At 34.6% G+C, this 26,651-nt stretch carries 20 protein-coding genes; 9 read left to right on the top strand and 11 right to left on the bottom strand.

What is annotated here, in order from left to right; translation table 11 throughout:
- Nucleotides 1-97 precede the first annotated feature (97 nt).
- The 3 genes from E0F89_RS02315 to E0F89_RS02305 form a co-directional block, all read right to left on the bottom strand.
- Entirely contained in the window at nt 98-2,512 is a 2,415-nt protein-coding gene (locus E0F89_RS02315) for a ribonucleoside-diphosphate reductase subunit alpha (protein WP_131908245.1), read from the bottom strand.
- Nucleotides 2,513-2,803: 291 nt separating this feature from the next.
- A complete protein-coding gene (locus E0F89_RS02310; protein ID WP_131908244.1) occupies nt 2,804-3,781 on the bottom strand; it encodes a ribonucleotide-diphosphate reductase subunit beta in 978 nt (325 codons plus the stop codon).
- Nucleotides 3,782-4,044: 263 nt separating this feature from the next.
- Complete coding sequence (locus E0F89_RS02305) at nt 4,045-4,611, bottom strand: DUF3109 family protein (protein ID WP_131908243.1); 567 nt, start codon at nt 4,609-4,611, stop codon at nt 4,045-4,047.
- Nucleotides 4,612-4,878: 267 nt separating this feature from the next.
- Between E0F89_RS02305 and E0F89_RS02300 the strand changes: the two genes are divergently transcribed.
- The 3 genes from E0F89_RS02300 (at nt 4,879) to E0F89_RS02290 (ending at nt 6,393) form a co-directional block, all read left to right on the top strand.
- Complete coding sequence (locus E0F89_RS02300) at nt 4,879-5,457, top strand: MarC family protein (RefSeq protein WP_131908242.1); 579 nt, start codon at nt 4,879-4,881, stop codon at nt 5,455-5,457.
- 124 nt (nt 5,458-5,581) lie between these two features.
- On the top strand, nt 5,582-5,776 hold the full coding sequence (locus E0F89_RS02295; protein ID WP_131908241.1) for a hypothetical protein: 195 nt from the start codon (nt 5,582-5,584) through the stop codon (nt 5,774-5,776).
- 416 nt (nt 5,777-6,192) lie between these two features.
- Nucleotides 6,193-6,393: a hypothetical protein gene (locus E0F89_RS02290; protein ID WP_131908240.1), complete on the top strand. Its 201-nt coding sequence runs from the start codon at nt 6,193-6,195 to the stop codon at nt 6,391-6,393.
- A gap of 51 nt (nt 6,394-6,444) precedes the next feature.
- On the opposite strand, the gene E0F89_RS02285 is transcribed toward E0F89_RS02290, so the two are convergent.
- The 3 genes from E0F89_RS02285 to E0F89_RS02275 are packed head-to-tail and all read right to left on the bottom strand — an operon-like array spanning nt 6,445 to nt 9,047.
- Nucleotides 6,445-8,019: a S41 family peptidase gene (locus tag E0F89_RS02285; RefSeq protein WP_131908239.1), complete on the bottom strand. Its 1,575-nt coding sequence runs from the start codon at nt 8,017-8,019 to the stop codon at nt 6,445-6,447.
- Entirely contained in the window at nt 8,020-8,451 is a 432-nt protein-coding gene (locus E0F89_RS02280; protein ID WP_131908238.1) for a deoxycytidylate deaminase, read from the bottom strand.
- A gap of 2 nt (nt 8,452-8,453) precedes the next feature.
- Nucleotides 8,454-9,047 (bottom strand): HupE/UreJ family protein, encoded by a 594-nt coding sequence (locus E0F89_RS02275; protein WP_131908237.1) that lies wholly within the window; start codon nt 9,045-9,047, stop codon nt 8,454-8,456.
- 178 nt (nt 9,048-9,225) lie between these two features.
- Between E0F89_RS02275 and E0F89_RS02270 the strand changes: the two genes are divergently transcribed.
- Nucleotides 9,226-9,657 carry a TerB family tellurite resistance protein gene (locus E0F89_RS02270; RefSeq protein WP_131908236.1) on the top strand — a complete coding sequence of 144 codons (432 nt, stop codon included), beginning with the start codon at nt 9,226-9,228 and terminating at the stop codon, nt 9,655-9,657.
- A gap of 60 nt (nt 9,658-9,717) precedes the next feature.
- Here the strand turns inward: E0F89_RS02270 and fbp are convergent, their stop codons facing one another.
- Nucleotides 9,718-10,737 (bottom strand): class 1 fructose-bisphosphatase, encoded by a 1,020-nt coding sequence (gene fbp / locus E0F89_RS02265; RefSeq protein WP_131908235.1) that lies wholly within the window; start codon nt 10,735-10,737, stop codon nt 9,718-9,720.
- A gap of 170 nt (nt 10,738-10,907) precedes the next feature.
- Between fbp and E0F89_RS02260 the strand changes: the two genes are divergently transcribed.
- The 4 genes from E0F89_RS02260 to E0F89_RS02245 all read left to right on the top strand — a co-directional run bounded on the left by E0F89_RS02260 (nt 10,908) and on the right by E0F89_RS02245 (nt 17,503).
- Complete coding sequence (locus E0F89_RS02260) at nt 10,908-11,414, top strand: GNAT family N-acetyltransferase (protein WP_131908234.1); 507 nt, start codon at nt 10,908-10,910, stop codon at nt 11,412-11,414.
- A 27-nt stretch (nt 11,415-11,441) separates the two neighbouring features.
- A complete protein-coding gene (locus E0F89_RS02255) occupies nt 11,442-12,698 on the top strand; it encodes an aspartate kinase (protein WP_131908233.1) in 1,257 nt (418 codons plus the stop codon).
- 194 nt (nt 12,699-12,892) lie between these two features.
- A complete protein-coding gene (locus E0F89_RS02250) occupies nt 12,893-16,336 on the top strand; it encodes a hypothetical protein (RefSeq protein WP_131908232.1) in 3,444 nt (1,147 codons plus the stop codon).
- Between the two features lie 96 nt (nt 16,337-16,432).
- On the top strand, nt 16,433-17,503 hold the full coding sequence (locus E0F89_RS02245; RefSeq protein WP_131908231.1) for a glycosyltransferase: 1,071 nt from the start codon (nt 16,433-16,435) through the stop codon (nt 17,501-17,503).
- Between the two features lie 101 nt (nt 17,504-17,604).
- Here the strand turns inward: E0F89_RS02245 and E0F89_RS02240 are convergent, their stop codons facing one another.
- The 4 genes from E0F89_RS02240 to E0F89_RS02225 all read right to left on the bottom strand — a co-directional run bounded on the left by E0F89_RS02240 (nt 17,605) and on the right by E0F89_RS02225 (nt 23,649).
- Nucleotides 17,605-18,822 (bottom strand): porin, encoded by a 1,218-nt coding sequence (locus E0F89_RS02240; RefSeq protein WP_394345962.1) that lies wholly within the window; start codon nt 18,820-18,822, stop codon nt 17,605-17,607.
- A 475-nt stretch (nt 18,823-19,297) separates the two neighbouring features.
- On the bottom strand, nt 19,298-21,559 hold the full coding sequence (locus E0F89_RS02235; protein ID WP_131908230.1) for an inorganic phosphate transporter: 2,262 nt from the start codon (nt 21,557-21,559) through the stop codon (nt 19,298-19,300).
- A 341-nt stretch (nt 21,560-21,900) separates the two neighbouring features.
- Nucleotides 21,901-22,965, bottom strand: a complete 1,065-nt coding sequence (locus E0F89_RS02230; RefSeq protein ID WP_131908229.1) for a sensor histidine kinase — start codon at nt 22,963-22,965, stop codon at nt 21,901-21,903.
- Nucleotides 22,966-23,649: a response regulator transcription factor gene (locus E0F89_RS02225; RefSeq protein ID WP_131908228.1), complete on the bottom strand. Its 684-nt coding sequence runs from the start codon at nt 23,647-23,649 to the stop codon at nt 22,966-22,968.
- A gap of 176 nt (nt 23,650-23,825) precedes the next feature.
- Here E0F89_RS02225 and E0F89_RS02220 point away from each other — a divergent pair, with 176 nt between their 5' ends.
- Nucleotides 23,826-26,630: a TonB-dependent receptor gene (locus E0F89_RS02220; protein ID WP_131908227.1), complete on the top strand. Its 2,805-nt coding sequence runs from the start codon at nt 23,826-23,828 to the stop codon at nt 26,628-26,630.
- Nucleotides 26,631-26,651 lie beyond the last annotated feature (21 nt).

Genomic DNA, 26,651 nt, shown 5'->3' with positions numbered 1-26,651 from the left:
GCGCATTATTTTTTTTTCTTTACCTCATCGATAGATTTAAAGTTAGTATTCTTATAAAAGGCTTCAATTAAGAAGCCTTTATTATTTTCCTGAGTCATTAGCTCCCACACATTTCACATTCGTCTGGACCAGCATTTTTTGACAATTCTAGCATCGCTCTGTATTCATCGGCAGTCATTTCTACTGCTTCTGCAACTGCAGGAACAGCGATTGATTGCTCTTTGATTTCGATTGGCTCTGCTTTTTTATCATTGTTCAATGTAAATTTAATTGCATCCACCGCAGCTTTTGTTCTTAGATAATACATTCCCGTTTTCAATCCGGATTGCCAAGCGTAGAAGTGCATCGATGTCAATTTAGAATAATTGGCATTTTGCATAAACAAATTCAACGATTGTGATTGATCTACAAAATAACCACGTTGACGTGACATATCGATAATGTCTTTCATAGACATTTCCCAAACTGTTTTGTACAATTCTTTCAAGTCTTGCGGAATATTAAGTGCTTGAACCGAACCGTTATTTCGCATTAATTCTTGTTTTAAGTTTTCGTTCCACAAACCACGTTCCACTAAATCGTGCAACAAGTGTTTGTTTACGACAATAAATTCGCCCGAAAGTACTCTTCTCGTGTAAATATTAGAAGTATATGGTTCGAATGCTTCATTGTTCCCCAAAATTTGAGAAGTCGAAGCCGTTGGCATTGGCGCAACCAACAATGAGTTTCTCACTCCGTGTTCCATCACCTCTTTTCGCAAGGAAGCCCAGTCCCAACGACCGGATAACTCCTCATCTTTCATTCCCCACAAATTGTATTGGAATTCTCCCTGAGAAATTGGTGAACCTTCAAAACTAGAATATGGACCTTCTTCTTTGGCCATTTCCATCGATGCGGTTACGGCTGCAAAATATAAGGTTTCAAAAATTTCCTGATTCAGTTTTTTCGCTTCGTCGCTCGTAAACGGCAAACGCAACATGATGAAAGCATCAGCTAATCCTTGCACTCCAAGACCAATTGGTCTGTGGCGTTTATTAGAATTTTCTCCTTCAATTACCGGATAATAATTCCTGTCAATTACTTTATTTAAGTTTCTGGTTACACGTTTGGTAACGGTATACAACAATTCATGATTGAATTTTTTGTTTTCCACAAACATTGGCAACGAAAGTGAAGCCAAGTTACAAACCGCAATTTCATCTTTAGAAGTGAATTCCATAATCTCCGTACACAAATTCGAAGAACGAATCGTACCCAGATTTTTTTGGTTTGATTTTCTGTTCGCCGCATCTTTGTATAACATGTAAGGTGTTCCAGTTTCAATTTGCGATTCTAGGATTTTCTCCCACAATTCATGCGCTTTGATGGTTTTTCTACCTTTTCCACGTTTCTCGTAATCAATGTACATTGCTTCAAATTCTTCGCCATACACATCATACAATCCCGGACATTCATTAGGACACATCAACGTCCAATAACTGTCTTCCTGCACACGTTTCATGAATAAATCCGAAGTCCACATCGCGAAGAACAAATCTCTCGCACGCATTTCTTCTTTTCCAGTATTCTTTTTCAAATCCAAAAATTCAAAGATATCCGCATGCCAAGTTTCGATATAAATAGCAAAACTTCCTTTACGTTTACCTCCACCTTGATCTACATATCTTGCAGTATCATTGAAAACTCTTAACATAGGAACAATTCCGTTAGACGTTCCGTTTGTTCCACGAATATAAGAACCAGTCGCTCTCACATTGTGAATAGAAAGTCCAATTCCACCAGCTGATTGCGAGATTTTAGCCGTTTGTTTCAACGTATCATAAATCCCGTCAATACTATCGTCTTGCATTGCCAAAAGGAAACAAGAAGACATTTGAGGTTTTGGTGTTCCTGCATTGAACAATGTAGGTGTTGCATGCGTAAAGAACTTTTTCGACATTAAGTCGTAGGTTTCTATTACTGATTTTAAATCATCTAAGTGGATTCCAACGGAAACACGCATCAACATGTGTTGCGGACGCTCCACAATTTTACCGTTTATTTTTAGTAAATACGATCTTTCTAAGGTTTTAAAACCAAAATAATCGTAGTTGAAATCTCTGTTGTATATAATATGGGAATCTAAAAATTCCGCGTTATCCATTATCACTTTATGCACTTCCTCAGAAAGTAACGGTGCATATTGACCATTTCTTGGGTTTACATAATTGAACATATCATTCATCGTTTCCGAAAATGATTTTTTTGTATTCGAATGTAAATTTGAGATTGCAATACGAGCTGCTAACTGTGCATAATCCGGATGCGCAATAGTCATTGACGCAGCAGTTTCGGCAGCAAGATTATCCAACTCAGATGTCGACACACCGTCATAAAGCCCTTCAATTACGCGCATTGCCACTTTCACGGCATCAACCAAATCATTCAAACCATAGCATAGTTTTTTAATTCTATCCGTGATTTTGTCGAACATTACCGGCTCTTTGTGGCCATCTCTCTTAATTACATACATACTTTTGTTGGTTTTTTTAAAACAGAAAATCCCTTCACTGTTTTTCGTTATTTGTAAATTATACTGAACTTGTTTCAGCATCTTTTTTTGGAGCTTTTCCAGCTATCCATTGCAATCTTTTTATTTTTTAAAGAAAAAAATAAAAAGGATTTTCATTACTATCTGGGCTAATCAGCATCTGAAACATAAAAAATCAGTAAATCATTTAAGATTTAAAAGATTTCTTTAACATCAACATATTTAGATAAATTAAAACTTGGTAAACCTTAATTCCTTAATGGTTTAAAAAAATCAAAAATCAGCGTCAAAAGATATTTTCTGAGCATCTTCATCGGTATTCATAACACCCGCTTTTTGATATTCGGCTACTTTCTTTTCAAAGAAGTTTGTTTTTCCTTGAAGTGAAATCATATCCATAAAATCAAACGGATTTGTAGTATTGTATTCTCTTTCGCAACCTAATTCAACCAATAACCTATCGGCAACAAATTCTAGATATTGCGTCATCAAAACTGCATTCATACCTATCAAACTCACTGGAAGCGATTCGGTGATAAATTCTCTTTCAATATTCAATGCATCTACAATGATACTTCTGATTCTTTCTTTTGGCACTTTATTCACCAAGTGGTGGTTGTGTAAATGCACCGCAAAATCACAGTGAACCCCTTCATCACGCGAAATCAATTCGTTAGAAAATGTCAATCCTGGCATTAATCCACGTTTTTTCAACCAGTAAATAGAACAAAATGCTCCCGAAAAGAAAATTCCTTCCACCGCTGCAAAAGCAATCAAACGTTCTGCAAACGAATCTGATTCTATCCATTTCAAAGCCCAGTCCGCTTTTTTCTTAATTGCTGGAAAAACTTCTAAAGCATTGAACAATTCATCTTTCTCCGCTTCATCTTTTACATAAGTGTCAATCAATAACGAATACGTTTCGCTGTGAATGTTTTCCATCATGATTTGGAACCCGTAAAAGAATTTTGCTTCTGCGTATTGCACTTCGTTCACAAAATTTTCTGCCAGATTTTCATTTACGATTCCATCTGAAGCAGCAAAAAATGCCAAAATGTGTTTTACAAAATAACGTTCATCTTCCGAAAGTTTATTATTCCAGTCATTTAAATCTTGTGACAAATCGATTTCTTCAGCAGTCCAGAAACTGGCTTCCATACTTTTATAAAATTCCCAAATATCATGGTGTTTGATAGGAAAAATCACGAAACGATTTTTATTTTCTTGTAAAATTGGTTCAACTTGCGCCATTATAAGTGTGTGTATTTTTGAGATTTTAACGAAATTTTGTGCTTTATGTAGATTACAAAGATTGTAAAATATTGCGACTAATAAAAGCCAAACTTATTCACAATCGGCTTTAGTTTTTAACAAATGAAAAAAAATGAAATAATTTTGCTTAATTTTTTAAAATACTGAAAAACAGTATATTGAAAAACAAAAAAAGGAGGTAAAGTACCGTAAAATATAGGGTTATAAAATTAAAAAACAAGAATTTTTTTTTTATTTTGAAATTATTTTTTCATGTCCAAAGCGACTTTTTCAAGCTCTGCATACCAGTCTTCGCCAAATTTTCTAACTAACGCTTCTTTGACAAATTTATATACCGGCACTTCGAGTTCCTGACCTAACGAACAGGCTGGATCACAAATATCCCATTTATCATAATTGACAGCGGCAAACTCGGTAAAGTCTTTTACGCGAATTGGGTACAGATGACAGGAAACAGGTTTTTTCCAATCAATTATTCCTTGATTATAGGCTTGTTCAATACCGCATAAAGCAGTTTTACCATCAAAAATAACGTACGCACAATCTTTATTATCAATTAACGGTGTTTCAAGATCACCATCGGTACCATTTACCCAAGTTCCTTGCGCTTCGATAGCGGCAATTCCCTGTTTGCGTAAAAACGGTTTAACTTTAGGATAGATTTCCTCCAATATCTTTGTTTCTTCAAGACTCAATGGAGCACCGGCATCACCATCTACACAACAAGCTCCCTTACAAGCGGTCAAATTGCAAACAAAATCATTTCCGAGTATGTCTTCTGAGACAATTGTTTTTCCTAATTGAAACATTATTTTGGGGTACTGATTATAAAATGCAAAGGTAGTTAAAGTATAGTGTAATTTTTTAGTTAAAACCCAACTTTAACTTTGTTTAAAAGCCTCTGGGATTTTAGATTTTAATGTCTTTTTAACAATATGAAAATGAGTAATTTGCAAACTAAAAAAGTGTGAAACAGCGGAATAGTAAACAATTTATTAAAACGGCAAAGATGTTGTAATAAAATCTTATTTTAATGAAAGAAATATATCGAAAAGATTAACTTTACCAATAAAAACATGTTTGAAATCGATTTCAGAGAAATAATTACGGTTGGAATGGTACTTTTTGCCGTAATTGATATCGTGGGAACCATCCCGATTATAGTTGATTTAAGATCAAAACACGGACATATTGAATCCGAAAAAGCTTCAATCGTTGCAGGTATAATTATGATTGTTTTTCTTTTTGTTGGAGAAGAATTATTGAAATTAATAGGGATTGATGTAAATTCTTTTGCTGTTGCCGGTTCGTTTGTTTTATTTTTTCTTGCGTTAGAAATGATTTTAGGAATTCGCCTTTATCGGGACGAAGAAGCCAGTTCAGCATCAATTGTTCCTTTGGCATTTCCTCTTATCGCAGGCGCGGGAACAATGACCACATTACTCTCTTTGCGCTCACAGTTTTCCACTGTAAATATTGTGATAGCAATCGTTTTGAATATTATTCTGGTTTATATTGTCTTGAAATCATCTGCAAGAATCGAAAAATTGCTAGGCGAGAATGGACTTGGCGTGATTCGAAAGACTTTTGGCGTTGTTCTTCTTGCTATTGCTGTTAAATTATTCGCTGCGAATGTTAAAGGTTTGTTTGTGTAAATTAAATTTACCTAAATTTACCCCGTAAGACATCTGTAAAGGTTACCGCGATTTTTTTGAGAACTTTTTTTTCTTTTCCATAATCCGCATAAATCTTTCTTTTATATCAAAAACAAAAAGTATTATGAAAATTTTCACTAACATATTGGTGTTTTTAGCCATAGCGCTAATCATATTCAATATTACTTTATTGGATTTCAGAGATCCATTTCAAGGAGATAGCGTGGTTGCCTTTATTGGAATTGCCGCTTCTTTTTGCGCCGTGTTGATACTTCTGATTTTTAGAATGTCTAAAAAAATAGAAGAAAAATCAAACTAACGGTGTAAATTATGTTTAAGGTATCGTTATTGGCGGCAGCGTTTGCGGAGTTACAATATCTTTAATTTTGATTCCGAAAAATTCAAATACTCTGCCGCTGATAAAAAAATTAGGGCTTTAACTCCTCAAAAAATATCTTCACTTCAAGAAGCTATATTCAATATTGCCTTTGGAATTCCTTTCGGAAATTAGGCGCTCAATTATCGGTAAAAAGCATTGATATCTTTCACAAGGCCTTCCAAACGTGGTTTAGATTCTTAATGAAAAAGTAACTAGCACTGAAGCCACTATTCCTGAATTTATTCGGGATTACAAACAAAAATTTTGTGTCTTAGAAAAATAATTGCCTTAGGCATCGACACGGCAAACACTATCGCAATTGAAGGCTTAGTGCATAATGTAGAAACGCATCAAAAATGACTTCAGGAAAACAAAGAATACAACGGAAGAATGAAGTTGCCGAACGAATTTATATGATAGGGACTTTGCTAGGTAGGAGAAGTCAATGGGCAATTGCTCCCGAGAGTTCAGCAGCTGTTTCAACAGATATTCTCATTTTATGGAATGATGGGCTTCAAATTAATGCCCATGATAGGATTAAGCAGCTCTTTTTGTAAATACTGATTTATTTAAGATGCAAATTGGAATTGAATCCATATGAATTCTTTTTATTGCTGATTTAAAACTTTTTTTATCATTGCATCTTCTTTCAATACAATTTCATAATAATAATTTTCACCATACAGTTGACGGGCAAATTCAGCCGAAAGATATCTTTTTACCAATAACTTGCTTTTTCCAAAATTCAAATCCAAACCATTTCCGAAAACAAATTTTTGAAAAGAATTGACATAAAAGTCGGTTTCGTTCATTTTAATTTTGAATTTTTCAAAAGAAAGACCTTTGAAATTGTTTCTGCTTTTATCTAATTGTTCGAATACATAATTACCTACAATCCCTGATTCCATTAAATAGGCAGTCCCTTCATTTCCATGTTCGACTTCGATTGGCACAAAAACATCCGGCACAATTCCGCCGCCGCCGTATACAATTTTACCTTTTTTAGTTTTAAATTTGATAGTGTCCGAAACTTTTATACTGTCTTTTTCATAAAGCTCTCCATTTCCAAGACGAGCCTCTGATTCATTGAAATACGCTTCCTTTCCCTTCGAGTATGGTTTTTGAATCGAACGACCTGCTGGTGTATAATATCTGGCAATTGTCAAACGGACAGCTGAACCATCTGCAAAATCCATTTCGCGTTGTACCAATCCTTTTCCAAAAGAACGACGCCCTACAATAGTTCCTCTGTCATTATCCTGAACTGCTCCAGCCAGAATTTCACTTGCTGAGGCAGTATTTTCATTAATTAAAATAAATATATTGCCTTTTTCGAAGCTCCCTTTTTTTGTTGCAAACGTTTTAGCAATATTTCCATTTTTATTCTTGGTAAAAACAATGAGTTGCTTATCCGCCAATAATTCATCAGCGATCGCGACTGCCTCTTCCATGTAGCCGCCACCATTATCCCGAACATCAATGATTAGCGATGTTGCACCTTCTTTTTTGAGCTTGGAAACGCCTGCCATGAATTCGGCATAAGTTGTCTCGGCAAAACGATTGATCTTAATGAAGCCGGTTTTATTGCTCAGCATTAATGCCACATCAACACTTTTTAAAGGAATAACATCTCTTTTTATTTTTAGTTTTAGCTTTTTCCCTTCTGATTTTCTGTAAATTGTTAATTCAATATCAGAACCTACTTCCCCTTTTAATTTGGAAAACAAACTGTCATTTGGCAATTTACGTCCGTATAATTTAGTTTTATCTGCGTATAAAATACGATCTCCGGCTTTTATACCCGCTTTCGCAGAAGGGCCATTTTCCAAAGGTTTTATTACTGCAACAGAATCTTTATACATGTAAAAATTGACACCTATACCCACGAAATTTCCCTTCATGCTTTCGAGTGCAGCCAGCTGATCACTGGGCGGAATGTAAACTGAGTGCGGATCGAGTTGTGCCAAAATATTATCTACGGTGAGATTTACGATAGAGTCTGTATTGATCTCATCGACGTACTCATTATCAATAAAATCAATCAGTTTGTTTAGCTTGCTTTTCGAATTATTTTTAACTAAATAATCTGCTGCATTAGGAAAATTCAACATTCCGCCCAGTACAACACCCAAAGCAAGTGTTGAGAACATAAGAATGGGCAAATATTTAGTATTAAAGTTCATTTATTCTTCTAAAATTGAAATCTGCTCTACCTCTATTCCAGCTTTTATCAAAAACTGAATTCCTGAATCATCACGGTATCCGTTATGATACACGACTCTTTTTATTCCGGATTGATGAATCAATTTGCTGCACTCTTTACATGGCGACAGCGTTATATACAATGTCGCACCTTCACAAGATTGTGTAGACCTTGCCACTTTCAGAATTGCATTTGCTTCAGCATGTAAAACATCCCATCGCGTTAAGCCTTCTTCATCTTCGCAACAGTTTTCAAAACCAGACGGAGTGCCATTATATCCGTCAGAGATTATCATTCGATCACGCACAATAATCGCACCAACTTGCTTGCGTTTACAATAAGAAAGCTGACCCCATTCTTTGGCAATCCTAAGGTACGCTTTATCGTATTTATTTAATTTCTTTTCGTTCATTTTTATTTAATCCAGATTTCACTTTCAACAATCATTGGTATCACTACTCCTATTATAAACCCCGACATTACCAGTATCCAATCGCGTTTCGAGAATCTCAAAACGGTTTGAACAATATACGACAAAATTAAAACCATAAATACCACAACCACTTGAGCCACTTCTATTCCCATTGCAAATTCTGACAATGGTATAACTTTAGATGCACCATCACCACCCAGAATCGACTTAAAATAATTTGAAAATCCCAGTCCGTGAATAATTCCAAAGAAAAGCGTGATAAATAAAACAACATTTATACTTTCTTTCTTGTTTGATTTTCCTGCCGTAAAAAGATTAAACAAAGCCGTTATGAGTATCGTAATTGGAATTAATAATTCGACAACATTTACTTTTATGACAATTATTTCAAAAACCGAAAGCATTAAAGCCATCGTATGTCCAATGGTAAAAAGCGTTACTAACAGCAAAACTCGCTTCCAATCCTTGAAAGAGAATGGAATTGCCAGTGCTATTAAAAATAAAACATGATCATAAGCATGAATATCTAAAACATGTTTTAATCCTATTTGAAAGTAAATCCAAAACTCTGACATGGGTATTTTATTAGGTTGATTGGGGCTGTAAACTTACGATTAATTTTGAAAATGTTTGATTTGATGCTCTAAATAAATGCAAAACGAAAGCGATCAAATAGATAGAAAAAATATAAAAAAAATTAAAATCATTAATTTAAAAATAGATTTATCTTTGTAAGATATAAAACCAAAAATTATGTCATTTTCAGATTTATTTGATAGCGAATTCAAGCAAAGAAACAAAGGTCATTTTGCATCAATTGTACGTGTAGCCCTTACTGACGGGAAGTTTTCCCCTGAAGAAAAAGCATTTTTAGACAAACTGGCAATTCGATTAGAAATTTCTCCAGCAGAATATGAGGAAATTTTAGAGAATTCTTCAAATTACCCAATCAATCCTCCTTATTTGTACGAACAAAGAATGGAGCGGTTGTATGATTTAGCCCGAATTGTTCACGTTGACCATCATTTAGGTGACAAACAAGAGGTAATGCTAAGAAAAATTGGAGTAGGTTTAGGCTTTAACATTGAAAACGTGAATTACATCGTAGATAAAGCACTGAAATTAGTAGACAAAGAAGTTGATTTAGATACTTTCCTTTTCGAAATGAAAAACATGAACAAGTAATTACAAAGCATACGAAAAAAGCTCCCAGAAATCTGGGAGCTTTTTTTATAAACCTGAATTTTAATATTTGCTTAATTTAGCTTTATGCATAAATTCTTCGGCTTTTTCTACCATGTTGTAACTTCCGCAGAAAAAAGGAGCGCGTTCATGCAAAGCTGTTGGTTCAATTTCCATGATTCTATTAAATCCGTCAGAAGCTTTTCCTCCGGCTTGTTCCGCAATAAAAGCTAACGGATTGCATTCGTACAACAATCGTAATTTCCCTTTAGGTGCTTTAGAACTTGTAGGATATAAATATATTCCCCCTTTGATCATATTCCTGTGAATATCTGAAACCAGACTTCCGATATATCTTGATGTATACGGACGGTCGCCTTCTTCTAACTGGCAATATTTGATGTAATCTTTTACTCCTTGCGGAAAATGAACATAATTCCCTTCATTGATCGAATAAATAGTACCATCTGTTGGAAACTGCATTTTTGGATGCGATAAATAAAAGGTTCCAATGGCCGGATTCAATGTAAATCCATTTACTCCGTGTCCTGTTGTGTACACCAACATCGTCGATGTTCCGTAAATCACATATCCCGCCGCGACCTGATTGATTCCCGGCTGCAAAAAATCTTCAAGCGTAACTGGAGTTCCTATTGGAGTAACTCTTCTATACACTGAAAATATCGTTCCAACAGAAACATTAACATCAATATTTGACGAACCGTCAAGCGGATCCATCAACACCACGTACTTATTATTATGACTATTGTCACTTCCTTCCACAGTGATAAAATCATCATTTTCTTCAGAGGCAATACCACAAACAATTTCACGATTGATTAAAGTTTGAATAAAAACTTCATTTGCATAAACATCTAGTTTTTGCTGATCTTCGCCTTGTATGTTCTGTTCTCCGGCAGCCCCCACGATATCAACTAACCCCGCTTTGTTTACTTTATAATTCACCACTTTGGCAGCCAATCGGATGGAGTTGATAATTCGGGATAATTCGCCGGATGAATATTGAAAGGCATTTTGGTTTTCAATGATAAATTCTCCTAGTGTTTTGTTGCGTTCTTCCATTACGAAATCGATGTAGTTAATTTGAAGTCACAAATATCGTTTTTTTTGTGAAAATGATTTGAATAAAATTTACTTAGTTTATCAGTATTGTATATTTGCTGAATAAAACACAAAATTAATACGTAAAAATGCAATTTTATTGCGTTTTTAAATCATTAAAATAAAAATTTATGAATATTCGAAGAGGAAACCCGCAAGATATGCAAGCTGTTTTAGGTCTTATCCAAGAGTTGGCTGAATTTGAAAAGGAGCCAGATGCTGTAGTTGTGACTGTTGAGGATTTGATTCGGGATGGTTTTGGCACTGTTCCTTTATTTCATGTTTTTGTTGCCGAAATAGATGACGACTCCAACGATAATGAACAGTCAAAGCAAATTGTAGGTATCGCATTGTGGTATTACCGCTATTCAACTTGGAAAGGAAAAACAATTCATTTAGAAGATTTAGTGGTAAAAGACAAAATGCGTGGAACCGGACTTGGATATGCTTTGTATTCTGAAATTTTAAAACAGGCAAAAATAGATCAGGTTCGAAGAGTGGAATGGAATGTTCTCGACTGGAATGCCCCTGCAATCGAATTCTATGAAAAGTCTGGTGCAAAAGTATTAAAAGATTGGCATGTGGTACAAATGAACGAGCTGGGAATTACCAATTTTGTGGAGAATAAATTGAAATAAAGTAAAGAATAATTTTTGTTTAAAAATATGAGAGTATTCAAATTTGGAGGAGCTTCTGTAAAAGATGCCGCAGGAATCAAAAACGTATATGACGTTTTACAAAAAGTGGGTTATGAAGACGTGTTGTTGGTGGTTTCTGCAATGGGAAAAACGACAAATGCACTGGAACTAGTCATAAAAAACTATTTTGACAAATCGGCTGAATTGAAATCATCCGTTCAAGAAGTAAAAAAATACCACAATCAAATTTTGATGGATTTATTTGACGATGAAAAAAACGGAGTTTTTGTCGCAGTAAATACACAATTTGCTGATTTAGAATATTTTTTGACACACAATAAATCTCCTAATTATAATTTTGTTTACGACCAAATTGTAAGTTACGGTGAATTAATCTCAACTACAATTCTGAGCCATTTCATGAATTTCATGGGAATAAAAACACAATGGCTGGACGTTCGTAATTTCATAAAAACAGACGCAACTTATAGAGATGCGGAAGTAGATTGGGAATTGACACAGAAAAATATTGCCAAAAACGTAAAACGCAAAATCTTAAATATTACACAAGGTTTCTTGGGTTCAGATGAGAACAATTTCACAACCACTTTAGGCCGTGAAGGATCTGATTACACAGCTGCAATTTTTGCCTATTGCCTAAATGCTGAAAGTGTTACCATCTGGAAAGATGTTCCCGGAGTTATGAATGCCGATCCAAGATATTTTGAAAACGCCAGTTTGTTAAATCAGATTTCGTATCGTGAAGCCATTGAATTAGCTTTTTACGGCGCAACAGTTATTCACCCAAAAACACTGCAACCTTTACAGAAAAAAGAAATCCCTTTGTATGTAAAATCATTTATAAATCCATTATTAAAGGGAACAAGTGTTTCTAAAGGTGTCGATTTAGAACCTTATTTACCTTGTTTTATTGTCAAAAGAAACCAACTTTTGATTTCTCTTTCCTCCATAGATTTCTCTTTTATCATGGAAGAAAACATCAGCGAAATTTTTGCGCTGTTTCACCAATTTAAAATAAAAGTAAACTTAATCCAGAATTCAGCGATTAGTTTTTCTGTATGTGTAGAAGATAAATTTGACAATTTTAAAGCGCTGAATGCTATTTTATCCAAAAAATTTAAAGTTGAATTTAACGAAAATGTCACTTTATACACCATCAGACATTTCGATGACAAAGCATCACAAACTGTCGAAGAAAACAAAATTGTCTTATTGAAACAAGTCAGTCGTGAAACGATGCAAGTTGTGACAAAAGAAGTTTAAAAACTGTTTCAAACATAATAAAAATGGGAATCGAAATTAAATTTTTGATTCCCATTTTTTATTGTTTTAAAATATAAAAATAAGACCTGTCCCGGAGAATATCTTTATTTATGTATCGCTGATTTTCTAATTGTCACATGTTCTAATTATCGAATTATAAATACTACTTTTGATACTTTCGAGTTATAGTATTTATGTTGAAAAAATTACTTTTTTGGATTGTAATAAGCTGTTTTTCTGGGCTCCATGCTCAGGAAATAAATTCGCTGTACAAGACAAAAAAAATCCTTCCTTCGCGCGACACGATTTACATTGAAAAAGAAAGTATTAATTCCAGTTTTTTCAAATTGCTGGACGCCAATGGCAAACGGATTGACAGCACTTTATTTAAAGTAAATTTTGAAAAAGGAACGCTACTTTTACAAGAAAACAGCATTTTTAGCTCCGATTCGCTTACCATACAATACCTGAAATTTCCTGAAATACTCACCCAAGAATACCGTATTTATGATTCCAGCCGAGTCGTCAGTAATGAAGCCGGAACTGGAAATTTGTATAATATTGAAGAGAAAAAAATAAACAAAAATGTGCCTTTTGACGGATTGAATACTTCCGGTAGCATTACGCGTGGCTTAACAATAGGAAACAATCAAAATGCCGTTTTGAATTCCAATTTAGATTTACAAATCACAGGGAAAATTTCCGAAAAAGTAAGTTTGAGAGCCTCCATTCAAGACAGTAATATTCCGTTGCAAGATGGCGGTTATTCTCAGAGACTAGATCAGTTTGACAATGTTTTCATGGAGTTATTCAGCGAGGACTGGAATATTCGTGCTGGCGATATCTTTCTGGAAAACAGGAACACCCAATTCCTGAATTTCACTAAAAAAGTGCAGGGACTGGCGACAAATTTCAACTTTGGAACCGAAGAAAACAAAACGAATGTATTTGCGTCGGCGGCATTAGTCCGTGGTCAATATGCCAAAAGTGATATTGTGGGACAAGAGGGCAATCAGGGTCCGTACAAATTAAAAGGGCAAAATGGTGAATTATATGTCTTGGTGATTTCAGGTTCAGAGCGGGTTTATGTCAATGGGATTTTACTGAAACGCGGCGAAAACAACGATTATACAATAGATTATAATGCGGGTGAAATTGTATTTACGCCACTATTTACCATCACTTCTGAAATGCGGATTGCTATAGAATACCAATATTCCGACAGGAATTATACCCGTTTTGTAACCTACGCCGGAGCCACGCATAACAATAAGAAATGGAGTTTTGGAGGCTATTTATATTCGGAAAACGACTTAAAAAACCAACCGTTGCAACAAAATTTGTCACAGGAACAAGCCCAAATATTAGTCAATGCCGGAGATAATCCAAGTTTGATGACTGCTCCTTCCGCCTATTCCGACACGTACTCCGAAAATAAAGTACTGTATCGAAAAACGCTCTTTAATGCCATAGAAATTTTCGAATATTCAAACGACGCACAACAGGAATTATTCAATGTGAAATTCACTTTAGTAGGAACCAATAACGGGAATTATATTTTGACCAATGCTGCAACAATCACCAGAGTTTATGAATACATTGCTCCTATAAATGGGATTTCTCAAGGGAATTATGAACCCATAATTCAACTTATTGCCCCAACAAAAGTGCAAGTTGCCACCTTTTTAGGAAAATACAAACCCACTGATAAAACCGCTGTTGATTTTGAAATTGGCATCAGCAACAATGATAAAAATTTGTTTTCGACCATTGATGACGCGAATAACAAAGGTTTGGCCGGAAAAATAAATGCCAAACAGCGTATTTTTTCAAAAAGATGGCAGATGGACGCTTTCGCCAATTATCAATTTATTCAGAACAATTTCAGATCTGTGGAACGTATTTACAACATCGAATTTGATAGGGATTGGAATTTAGGAACCGCAGGTATTGGAAATCAAAGTCTATTAGTTTCCGGATTGCAATTGGATTTAAACCCAAAACCAAAATCCATTAATAAAGGATTAGTATTGTATCAATTTGAAAAATTAGATTTCTCCGAAAATTTTTCGGGTAGCAGGCATGTTTTAAATGGTTTGTTTCGAATAAAAAATTGGACTTTTCAAAACCAAGGCAGTTTCCTAAATAGTGACGGTACTACTTTATCATCCAAATTTTTAAGAAACCAATCTCAAATGCGATTTCATTTCGATAAAAATTGGGTTGGTTCCAGCCTGCGTTTAGAAGATAATCAGGAAAAAAATAAAACGACAAATCAGTTTACGGCTTTGAGCCAAAAATTTACAGAGTACGGTTTATATGCCGGAAGAGGCGACAGCACGAAGGTTTTTGTAGAATTAGGTTATCTTAGAAGGACCAATGACAGCTTACAGTCTCGAAGTGTCGGGAGTTTAATTCAGCGGGTGAATTCGTCCCAAACTTTTATGCTGAAATCGAAGTTAATTCAAACCAATAAAAGTGATTTGTCCCTATTTGCCAATTATAGAGTCTTAGAATTTGAGGATGATACACGAAAAAAAGAACCCACATTAAATTCCAGAATCGTGTACACGGATCGTTTTTTTAATCAATTAATTCAAAGCACAACGGTTTACGAGACTAATTCCGGAACCATTCCGCAACAGGAATTTACCTATCTGGAAGTACCCGCCGGACAAGGCGTTTACACTTGGAACGATTACAACAACAATGGAATTCAGGAATTACAGGAATTTGAAGTCGCTCCGTTTATTGATCAGGCAACATTTATTCGGGTATTTTTACCGAATCGGATTTACATCAAAACACATCAAAATAAATTCTCACAATCCGTGACTTTAAACCCAAATCAATGGCAAAATGAAAAAGGATTAAAAAAATTACTTTCTTATTTCTATAATCAAACCGCCTTTATAATTGACCGGAAAACGAAAAATGACGGAGATAATTTTGAATTAAATCCGTTCAGCGGTTCCAACGAAAATGTGCTGGGACTGAATTCCAGTTTAAGAAACAGTTTGTTCTACAATCGAGGAAAGCAAAACCATTCGATTACCTATTCTTATCTTCAAAATAAAACAAAAAACTTATTGTCGATAGGTTCGCAGGAAGCGACCAACAGTTCCCATCAAATGCAATACAATCATTTGTACCAGAAAAGCTGGTTGTTTGGTTTTTTTGCCAAAACAATTCAAACCGCCATTCAATCGGAGAATTTCCCGGAGAAAAACTTCGACATCAGCGGGTATCAATTGGCTCCAAAAATCAGTTATTTGTTTTCCAAAAGTACCAGTTGGGATCTTTTTTATGAATTACAAAAGAAAGAAAATCAAAGTGGTATTGCCGAAACCTTACTACAAAACCGTTTTGGGACTGCCTTTTCTTATGCCGGAACTAAAAAATTTACGATGAACGGCGAAGTTTCTTTTTACCAAAATAAATTTGATGGAAATGAATTTTCCTCGGTAGGATTTCAAATGCTAGAAGGCTTGCAAACAGGTCAAAATTTGACATGGAGATTGCTTTTGCAAAAAAATATCACACAGTTTTTAGACATAAACTTTAATTACCAAGGTCGAAAAAGCGAAACAAGCCAAGCCATTCATACTGGAAACGTCCAATTAAGAGCTTATTTTTAATGAAATAATTTAATGGTTTGGTAATGCCTTAGCAATATGCGAAACGGGTACATTGCCTAACTTTCAAATTAAAAATAACGAACCTATTTATCGCACATGGATTTGAAATCGGAACAAAAGACTATTTTAATTGCGCCTTTAAATTGGGGATTAGGTCACGCTACACGATGCGTTCCAATCATTAAAGCGCTACTAGAAAACAACTATATCCCTATAATTGCTTCTGATGGGATTGCATTGGCTTTACTAAAAAAAGAATTTCCTGATTTACAAACACTAGAACTTCCCTCCTACCAAATAGAATATGCAAAAAACGGCGCTAATTTCAAATGGAAATTATTAAAAAATAGTTTAAAAACCCTAAGAGCGGTTCGGCAAGAAAAAAAAATAACTGAAAACTGGATTGAAAAATATGCCATTAACGGTATTATATCAGATAACAGATTGGGTGTTTTCAGCAGGAAAGTTCCCTCGGTCTATATCACGCACCAATTGAATGTATTAACGGGGAACACGACTTGGTTTACCAGTAAAATCCATCAATATATTATGAATAAATACAAAGAATGTTGGGTTCCAGATCATCCCGGCAATCTAAATCTGACGGGGAAACTGGGACATCTTGACAGTTTGAATCCTAAAATCAAATACATTGGACCGGTTAGCAGACTGCAAAAGAAACTGTTGCCTAAAAAGTACGACTTGTTGGTGATTCTCTCAGGACCGGAACCTCAACGAGGATTATTGGAAAAACATTTGAAAAAAGAAATCGTTCAGTTTAAAGGAAATGTGATTTTTATTGAAGGAAACGTTGAATTGGAGCAGAAAATTGTTGTAAAAGGAAATGTAACTTATTATAATTTCATGAATTCAACAGCGCTGGAACAGGCTTTTAACGAAAGTGAAATGGTGCTTTGTCGCTCCGGTTATACCACAATAATGGATCTTGCCATCCTAAGAAAAAAGGCTTTTTTGATTCCGACACCAGGACAATATGAACAGGAATATTTGGCTATAAAATTGAAGCAGGAAGGCTTGCTTCCATACTCAAATCAAGACGATTTCAAGATCGAAAACATTGAACAAATAAAAGATTATAGGGGACTACCTCGATTTGACAACTCGATAGAATGGCTAAAATTATTTCAAATTTTCGAAAAAAAATAAAAAATATCAAAACAAAAAACGAGACGGTTTTTGACTTAAAATACATTAAATGACCATCAATCTGAAGTCCTTTAAAAGAAGAAACTAATGTGAATGATTTATTAAAAATTAAACTGCGCTTGTAATCGCAACAAATTTCCTCGTTGCCTGTTGTTTGGAAGAGCGCTGTCCTCGAATGTTCTATCTGCAATAACCCATTCTGCTACAAACTCAAATGCTTTCCAAGGTTGCCATTCAAATCCAAACTCATAATCTCTTACAATATAACTTCTTGCATCTTTTTCAAACTTCTTACCTCCATCGTAGTATTGGAATTTAGCGAACGGATAAATCAATTGATGTTTGGGCAAATCTAATTTATAATTTAGCGTTACATAACCCCCTTCCAAAGCAGAGACATCAACAGTGTTAGTCACTTTATTATAACGAGGACCTCTCCCTATATTATATTCAGCCTGTATTCCAAATGGCTTTGGATAAAGCACAAAAGTTGCCGCAACTCGTTGGTCCGTTGTATATTGCTTGTTTGCTGTAGTAACTCCTGGCGAAAGTTCATTGGTAAAAGCCCATTTACCGGTATAACCTTGTATACCTGGCTCGATAATTTGGTTTCCAATTGTCAAAGGATAACTTACTCGCGCCACCACATGCAGGTTTCTATTTGCTTCCGATCTATTTGCGGTTTGTCCGTTATATACACCAAATCCAAATACACCATAATCTCCGCTTCCTTTAAAACCATCTCTTATTAGCATAGCGAAACGCTCTCTGATTTTGCTTGGAGCCCAATAAAAAAAGATACCTAAATCCCTTTCGTTTGCCACAGCGCTGTTCAACGCATCATTACGATCTAAAACCAATCGGTTTTGACTTGATTGCATATTCTCAAATCCAAAAGGAACTTTACTTTGTCCAATTCTTACTCTATATTCCTTCTTTGCATCAAATGAAACATCGACGTAAGCATCTCTAATCTGTGTAAAGTGATTTACTCCTGATGACGGTGAGCTCGCAAAATCTGGCTGAACATAAAAATATACATTTGGATGTACTTGTCCTGAGAATACGATTCGAGCTCGTCTTATAAAGAACCCATTATTGGATCTTGCATCCTCTGCTGTAGAAGTTGTTCCCCAAGATTTATCACATTGATCACAAGACACTTTATCATTTGAAGAAAACAATCCATTGTATCTAACCTGTACATAGCCTCTTATACTGATTTTATCGTACCATCGTTCTTTATTTTCCTTTATCTCTTCTTGTATGACACTTACTTTTTTGATTGAGTCCAATACATAGATTATAGATTGAGTCAGTTCTTCTTTGCTTCTAGTTCTTTGCGTAAGTACTTCCTTCGTTTTGGAACTATCTGCGACAGGATCCACCTGCGCAAATGTTATATTCACAACAAATAAAGTTGTGATAATTACCCCTATTCTTTTCAAGATCAAATGTTGTTTGTTAAAAACAACAAAGGTCACAGCGCAATGTTAACTTAACGTTACGCTATCGTTAAGTTAAACGCCAATGTTAAGAAATTGTTATTGACGCCTATAGCAATAGGTTTTTTATTCTAATTTTTTCCTCATATATTTTACACTCAAAAAATGCAACATTTACAATCACTTAGAATTCGTAATGCCATAGCGCCGTAAAATCAATTCTGTTTTTGTTTGTTTATATTGAGTTTCCCAAAACAAATACAAGATATTTGTACGCCAAAAAAAGTTTGGTAATTACAAAACAGCCCCAGTTTTACCAACCATTTGGAAAGAAAATAACTTTTGAAAATTAAAATTTATTACCTTTTATGTTAGCATGAGTATTGAATTCTTTGAACAACTCTAATAGATTCATTGCTGCCTTTATCAGATCATTCGTTTCTAATAGCAGCGAAAAGTACAATTTGCTATTTTTCGGGCTAGTTTCAACCGTTCTTATTCTCTCAATTTGCTTTTTGATTAAAAGCGACACTTTATCGAAAATTTCAATTTTAGCTTTTAAAATACTATCAATTTTATCAAAGGAACCTTCTTCGAAAATAACAATAATATCTGCAAATAATTTTTCAAGTTCATTTGCTAGACTTTTTAAATCACGGATTTGATTGAACTTTAACTGTTTGTGATTGTTATTAATATGTGAGTAGCTATTTTGTGTGATGAAACCAAGAGACTGGATCATATCTTGCAGGTACCCTAAAATCATTACATAAAACATACTGCCTTCTGCGGAGGTTTCGTCAAGATTCTTTATGAAATAATACACATTGCTCTTTAGTTCGTCAACTTCTTTTTCCAGTTTTCTAAGTTCTTTTCTATTTTCTTTTAACTGTCCTAAATCCTGAAGACCTAAATTTTCAATGACACCGCTGTAAATCACATTTGAACCATTAACCACACGGGATATTTGGATAGAACATTCACTTATTACTTCATTAATAGTTACAATATCCTCCCTTTTTAATAGCAATTGTTCTTGCTGAATCTTTACAATTTCCTTATGTTTTCGCGAACTACGATATAGCAAAATCCCTAAACCTACGAGCAATCCAATAAAAGCATACACTTCCCCTACTTTGAGGAAATATGCAAAAATAAAAGCCGAAAAAAATGCTACAATTGCCGTAACAAACCATCCTCCAATGACATTAAAAACACCTGCAATACGATACACCGCACTTTCTCGATCCCAAGCACGATCCGCAAATGAAGTACCCATTGCCACCATAAATGTGACATAGGTTGTGGAAAGTGGCAGCTTCAACGAAGTTCCTATTGAAATTAAAATACTGGCCACCATCAGGTTTACAGCAGCACGCACCATATCAAAGGCAGGCTCGTCCTTTCGTTTTTTTCCTTTTATTTCTGTTTTTTCAAATTGCTTATCAATTTTAATTTGGATTGATTTTGGCAAAAAATAATTTACTCCGCGCCCCATAAAAACACCAAAACGCACAATGTATCGCGATAACATATTGGGCGAAAATCGCTCAACACCATCACCTTGTCTAGATAAATTTAAACCGGTTTCAATAACATTTTTTGCCTTTTTTGAGGTCCATAAAGTTATAACCATTACAACACCCGCAAGTAATAAAAAATAAAATGGCGCTACTATATTTTCATCTGCTAAAGCCCCCATCATAAACTGATCCCCTGCAACGCCTGAACCGTCAAATATTTTATACGAATTATAGGCTGCAATTGGAACCCCTATAAAGTTTACCAGATCATTCCCTGCAAAGGCTAGAGCCAAGGCAAAAGTGCCAATAATTATAATTAGGCGGAGAATATTAACTTTAAAAAAAGTCATCAGAACCTGCGACAACAAGGTGAAAAACACAAAATTTACTGCTATTATTAGTGTCTGATTCGCTTTTATCCATTCATGAGTCTCTTCCTGAATAAAAGACACTCCTTTTAGACCTTTAATTAAAATAAAAAAAGTTATTGCTGTTATTGCAATTCCACCAAAGATTGCACCTATGTAAGCAACTCTTTTTTCATATTGAAATGTAAATATTAACCGTGAAATATACTGCACAAAACTTCCAAGGGTAAAAGATAAAACAACGGAAAGAAGAATACTAAATACAATTTGAGAGGCTTTTTCCGTATTTATATAATCCGCTAAATTTGCAAAGTTGTTGTCTGAAATGTAAATTTTATAAATTGCTAAACATAACGCTGCTCCTAAGAGTTCGAAAATAATAGATACTGTTGTTGATGTTGGTAATCCTATTGAATTGAACACATCTAATAATATGATATCTGAGATCATAACAGCCAGAAAAATAATCATCACATCATCAAAACTGAACATGCTCGGAATAAATATTCCGCTGCGCGCTATCTCCATCATTCCGCTAGAAAATAGAGCTCCGACTAAAATACCTAAGCTAGCAACAATCATAATAGTTCGAAAGGAGACCGCCTTAGAACCAATCGCTGAATTCAAGAAATTCACAGCATCATTACTAACCCCAACTACTAGGTCAATAATTGCCAAAACACCCAACACCACGAGCATTACTATGTATATTTGTTCCATGCCTATTTAAAAAAAATATTTACACTACTTTACGTAGTAGTTGTTAATGTTAAAAAACAATCCATATCAACTTTTTTGATCCTCGTCGATGATGCATCAAAACTTATATCAATGTCTTTTTGAGTAATGAACTATCAATCCAAAAGACCAATAAATTATTATTTTTAATCCTATATCATATTGCATTACAAAAACTCGAATCAAGTATAATTTGTCTACTATAAAGTTACATTTTATTACTATTTGCACTGAATAAAAACTCTTAAAGAACTTATTTATAATATGACATCTAAATCCAGCTCAATACTTAATAAATAATCAGAAACGAAACCCAAGTAATCCTATAACTGTTTATATATAATTGACTTAGCTTTTTCCAATGTAAAAGAAAATTCAGAACCGACGCCAAATGTACTGTCTATATAAATTTTCTCGTTATGAGCTTCAATAATGTGTTTTACAATTGATAATCCCAAGCCGGAACCACCCTCAGTTCTTGCACCGCTTTTATCCACTCGGTAAAAACGCTCAAAAAGTCTGGAAATGTTCTTTTTTTCTATTCCTTCACCGTTATCGGTTACTCTAACGATTACTTTTTCATCTGTTAAGTCTTCAATACTGACTTCGGTTGATCCTTTTAACTTTCCGTATTTAATGGAGTTTACAATCAAGTTCATCACCACTTGCTGGATTTTTTCCTGATCACCAACAACCATAATCGGCTTGTTGTATTTCATGTCAAACATTAACAAAATGTCCTTCTTGGAAGCTTTCATTTCGAGCAAATCAAATACATTTTGAACAAGCTTAACAATATCAAATTCCGCTATTTCTAAATTTAGGTCACCTATTTCTAACTTGGATATCATGTCCAAATCCTGAACAATATAGATGAGTCTTTCCACTCCTTTTTCGGCTCGCTCTAAGTATTTTTTCCGAATCGTTTTATCATTCATCGCTCCATCGAGTAGTGTTGACAGATAGCCCTGAACCATGAAAAGAGGTGTTTTGAGTTCGTGAGAAACATTGCCCAGAAATTCTCTCCGGTATTCTTCACGGACTTTTAAAGTTTCTATTTCTAGCTTTTTATCGGTAGCAAACTTTTTGACTTCACGAGTAAGCGTGGCCATATCAGTAGTTATGGGTTGGTTCCTAAAGGTGCTTGATTCTAATAAAGAAACGTCATCGTATATTTTTTTTACCTTCTTATAAATGAAACGCTCCACACGATATTGAATTACGACAAATGAAAATGTAGCAATTGAAAAGGCAAAAATAAGAGAAAACTGATACGAAAAAGTAAAAAACAAGTAGGTAAGAAAACTAACTAATCCTGTAGAAAAAAGAGTAATATACAAAGCCGACTTTACGGCAAAACGATATGTTTTTTTAAAATTTATTGTCATTTATACCTCAAACTTATACCCAACTCCTTTGATTGTCTTGAAAAAATCCTCTCCAATTTTTTCCCGTAATTTTCGGATGTGGACGTCAATTGTTCTTCCGCCAACCACTACTTCATTTCCCCAAACTTTGTCCAAAATTTCATCGCGCTTGAAGACTTTCCCAGGTTTTGAAGCTAAAAGATAAAACAATTCAAACTCTTTTCTGGGTAATGCAATTTCGATATTATCTTTTACAATTTTGTATTCTTCGCGGTTGATTTCGATTCCGCCTACGTTTAATGTCTCGCTGTTTTGCTCTTTTTCTTTTAATCGGCGCAATAGGGCTTTTACTTTGCTGACTAATAATTTAGGTTTTATGGGTTTTGTAATATAATCATCGGCACCGGCATCAAGACCTGCAACTTGGGAGTAATCTTCGCTTCTGGCTGTCAAGAAAGCAATCAGGACACTGCTGAGTTCTGGGATTTTACGAATGTTTTCACAAGCCTCCATTCCGTCCATTTCTGGCATCATAACATCCATTATAATAAGGTCTGGAATTTCCTTTTTAGCTACAGCTACAGCTTCTTTCCCGTTGGCCGCCGTAAAGATTTGATATCCTTCCTGAGAGAGGTTGTACCCCACAATTTCTAAGATATCCGGTTCGTCGTCCACTAATAGAATCTTGGTGTGTTTTTTCTTCATAAAGCGCCAAAAATTGTTTTTGAATTGTAAATGTAATAATAAAAGGGGTATTGAAAAGCTGTTAACCGTAATTTAATATTGGGAAAGTTTTAGCACCTAAAACAAAACATAACCGTAACAAGCCAGTAACTTACATTTTACATTTCAGGCGTTACTTTGCAAAAAAATTAAACCAAATGAAATTCAAATTAATATTTTTAACGTTATTTATAACTGCTTTTACTTATTCACAGAATAAAGGAACAATAGCTGGAATCTTGACAGATAAAAATGCTAACAATCAATCATTGCCATTTGCGAACGTTCTTATTAAAGGTACAACAAATGGAACAAATACTGATATTGACGGAAAATACTCAATCTCTGCGGCAGCTGGTAATTACATTTTACAATTCAGTTTTGTAGGTTACGAATCAGTAGAGGTTCCAGTAACTGTGATTGCAAACGAAACTGTTACAGTTAATCAGGTATTAGGCTCCGCTGGCTTTACGTTGCAAGATGTTGTGATAAAAAGCACCAGGAAAAAGAATACAGAAACAGCCGTTATGTTAGAAATTAAAGAGGCTAAACAAGTAGTTAGTGCGATTTCTGCAGAACAAATTTCTAAAGGAACTGACAATAACGCTGCTCAGGCAATTCAAAGAGTTCCAGGAGTTACTATTGTAGACGGTAAGTTTATAATGATTAGAGGGTTAAGTGAACGCTACAACAATGTACTTATCAATAATTCTGTAGCTCCAAGTACAGAGGTTGATAAAAGAACATTTGCTTTTGATTTAATTCCATCGAATGCTATTGACAAAATGGTAATTTACAAAACCGGATCTGCTGATAAACCTGGCGATTTTTCCGGAGGAATTATAAATATTACCACATCCGAAAACATCACTGACTTTAACAGAGCAACTCTAGGATTTGGATACCGTGTCGACACCTCTTTAAAAGATCAGTTTCAAAGTGAAGGCTCAAAAACAGACTTTCTAGGTTTTGATTATGAGTTTAGAACATTACCAAGTACATTCCCTTCAGCAGCACTAATTAACACCTATCCTCAAGTAGGTGTGGTTGCATCAAATACTAAATTACAAAACAATTTTAATCCGACTAAAAATACTGCGTTTTTGGATAACAGTGTTGGCTTTGCTTTTGGAAGAAACAAAAAATTCAAAAATGGCATGAGTTTACAGTCCTTAAACTCTCTAAATTATTCTAATAGTTTTCAAACCTATCAAAGACAATTTACGCGTTACACAACGCTTAACGAAGGAGAAAGCAGACCACCGCTTTGGTTGAACTATTTAGACGATACGTACCAAAATGAATCAAGAATAACATTCCTTTCTAACTGGATTCTGAAGTTAAACAGCAATAACACTTTAAAATTTAAAAACCTTTTAAACCAAATAGGTGAAAATGAAACGATCATCCGAAATGGGAACAATTTTCTGCAAAGAGGTGATGATTTATTCAGAAATTATTTGTTAGGGTACAAATCACGTTCCATATACATAGGTCAATTAGAGGGAATTCACAAGTTGAATGATAAAAATCAAATTGACTGGGTTACAGGTTACAATTACATGTATGAATCTGAGCCAGATTTAAGAAGATTTAGAACTATAAAAGATTCTTCTAATCCAGATGCTCCTTATGAAATGATAGATCCATCATCTACTAATTTATTTGATACAGGAAGATATTTTGGAACACTGAGTGAATATTCCGTAAATAACGGTGCTAATTATACGCATACTATTGACAGAGTTAAGAACGATGAAGAATTAGGAAGCATTAAACTAAAAACGGGGTATTACGTAGACTACAGAAAAAGAGAATTTGATTCCAGATATGTTTCTTATTACCTACCTGATTTAGGTATTGATCGTGTAAATGAGCTGAAACAACTTCCGCTAACCACAATCTTTAATTCAGATAATGTGAATGCAACTAACGGTTGGATAATGAGAGAAGGAACGCGTACTATTGACTCTTATAGTGCCGACAATTTATTAACAGCTGGATATATTTATGGCGAATTGCCTTTGAAAAAGTTTGATATAAACGGTGGTTTACGTATCGAACACAACATTTTGTCCTTACAAAGTGTTACGGATTTTGGACCGGAAAACATTAAAAATCCGGTAACATCTGTATTACCATCTCTTAACATTGGATACAACATCAGCGAAAGATCTTTACTTAGACTGGCATATAGCAAAACCGTCAATCGTCCTGAATTTAGAGAAATTGCTCCTTTCTTATTTTATGACTATGAGAATGAAGCTGCAAGAGTTGGTAATTCACAACTGAAAACCGCAAAAATCGACAACCTTGATTTTAGGTACGAGTTTTACCCAACTAAAGGAGAAACAGTAAGCTTAGGTGCTTTTTACAAAAGGTTTGATCAACCGATAGAAAACGTAACCCAAATTACAACAGAGCAACCTCAATTCAACTATGCAAACGCAGATAATGCGTATAATTATGGATTAGAATTAGAAATTAGAAAATCATTCAAAGAAATGACCGATAATTTATATTTAGGTCGAATTTCAGCAAACGTCAATGCATCTTATATCGTATCAAAAGTTGATTTAGGTGCTTCAGTTACTTCTCAGGCGCAGGTACGTGCGCTACAAGGACAATCACCATATATTGTAAACGTTGCTTTAGGGTATGCTGATGAAACGGGTTTCTCAACTAACTTAACCTACAACCGTTTTGGAAACCGAATCTTCTCTGTTGGTGACAGAAACTTCCCAACAATCTATGAACTTTCGAGAAACAATTTAGATTTAACGATTGCAAAAACATATAAGCAAACTACATTTAAATTTGGAATTCAAGATTTACTAAATGCAAAGTATCAATTTTTTGAAGATTCAAACAGAGATGAAAAAATCAACAAAAATATTGATAACGCTACATCCGTTTTTAAAAGGGGAACTCTGTTTTCTCTTAACATATCACATAACTTCTAAACAACTATAAATTAATTATTA

Origin of the sequence: Flavobacterium caseinilyticum, from assembly GCF_004349085.1 — a bacterium.
GTDB classification, from domain to species: domain Bacteria; phylum Bacteroidota; class Bacteroidia; order Flavobacteriales; family Flavobacteriaceae; genus Flavobacterium; species Flavobacterium caseinilyticum.
Note: the sequence above shows the minus strand (reverse complement) of the source record. Positions and strands in the feature narration are given on the sequence as shown.

Bases quoted from the DNA above. Each gene is read 5' to 3' on its own strand.
- E0F89_RS02315 (WP_131908245.1), bottom strand. From the start codon at position 2,512: ATGTATGTAATTAAGAGAGATGGCCACAAAGAGCCGGTAATGTTCGAC.
- E0F89_RS02310 (WP_131908244.1), bottom strand. From the start codon at position 3,781: ATGGCGCAAGTTGAACCAATTTTACAAGAAAATAAAAATCGTTTCGTG.
- E0F89_RS02305 (WP_131908243.1), bottom strand. From the start codon at position 4,611: ATGTTTCAATTAGGAAAAACAATTGTCTCAGAAGACATACTCGGAAAT.
- E0F89_RS02300 (WP_131908242.1), top strand. From the start codon at position 4,879: ATGTTTGAAATCGATTTCAGAGAAATAATTACGGTTGGAATGGTACTT.
- E0F89_RS02295 (WP_131908241.1), top strand. From the start codon at position 5,582: ATGAAAATTTTCACTAACATATTGGTGTTTTTAGCCATAGCGCTAATC.
- E0F89_RS02290 (WP_131908240.1), top strand. From the start codon at position 6,193: ATGACTTCAGGAAAACAAAGAATACAACGGAAGAATGAAGTTGCCGAA.
- E0F89_RS02285 (WP_131908239.1), bottom strand. From the start codon at position 8,019: ATGAACTTTAATACTAAATATTTGCCCATTCTTATGTTCTCAACACTT.
- E0F89_RS02280 (WP_131908238.1), bottom strand. From the start codon at position 8,451: ATGAACGAAAAGAAATTAAATAAATACGATAAAGCGTACCTTAGGATT.
- E0F89_RS02275 (WP_131908237.1), bottom strand. From the start codon at position 9,047: ATGTCAGAGTTTTGGATTTACTTTCAAATAGGATTAAAACATGTTTTA.
- E0F89_RS02270 (WP_131908236.1), top strand. From the start codon at position 9,226: ATGTCATTTTCAGATTTATTTGATAGCGAATTCAAGCAAAGAAACAAA.
- fbp (WP_131908235.1), bottom strand. From the start codon at position 10,737: ATGGAAGAACGCAACAAAACACTAGGAGAATTTATCATTGAAAACCAA.
- E0F89_RS02260 (WP_131908234.1), top strand. From the start codon at position 10,908: ATGAATATTCGAAGAGGAAACCCGCAAGATATGCAAGCTGTTTTAGGT.
- E0F89_RS02255 (WP_131908233.1), top strand. From the start codon at position 11,442: ATGAGAGTATTCAAATTTGGAGGAGCTTCTGTAAAAGATGCCGCAGGA.
- E0F89_RS02250 (WP_131908232.1), top strand. From the start codon at position 12,893: ATGTTGAAAAAATTACTTTTTTGGATTGTAATAAGCTGTTTTTCTGGG.
- E0F89_RS02245 (WP_131908231.1), top strand. From the start codon at position 16,433: ATGGATTTGAAATCGGAACAAAAGACTATTTTAATTGCGCCTTTAAAT.
- E0F89_RS02235 (WP_131908230.1), bottom strand. From the start codon at position 21,559: ATGGAACAAATATACATAGTAATGCTCGTGGTGTTGGGTGTTTTGGCA.
- E0F89_RS02230 (WP_131908229.1), bottom strand. From the start codon at position 22,965: ATGACAATAAATTTTAAAAAAACATATCGTTTTGCCGTAAAGTCGGCT.
- E0F89_RS02225 (WP_131908228.1), bottom strand. From the start codon at position 23,649: ATGAAGAAAAAACACACCAAGATTCTATTAGTGGACGACGAACCGGAT.
- E0F89_RS02220 (WP_131908227.1), top strand. From the start codon at position 23,826: ATGAAATTCAAATTAATATTTTTAACGTTATTTATAACTGCTTTTACT.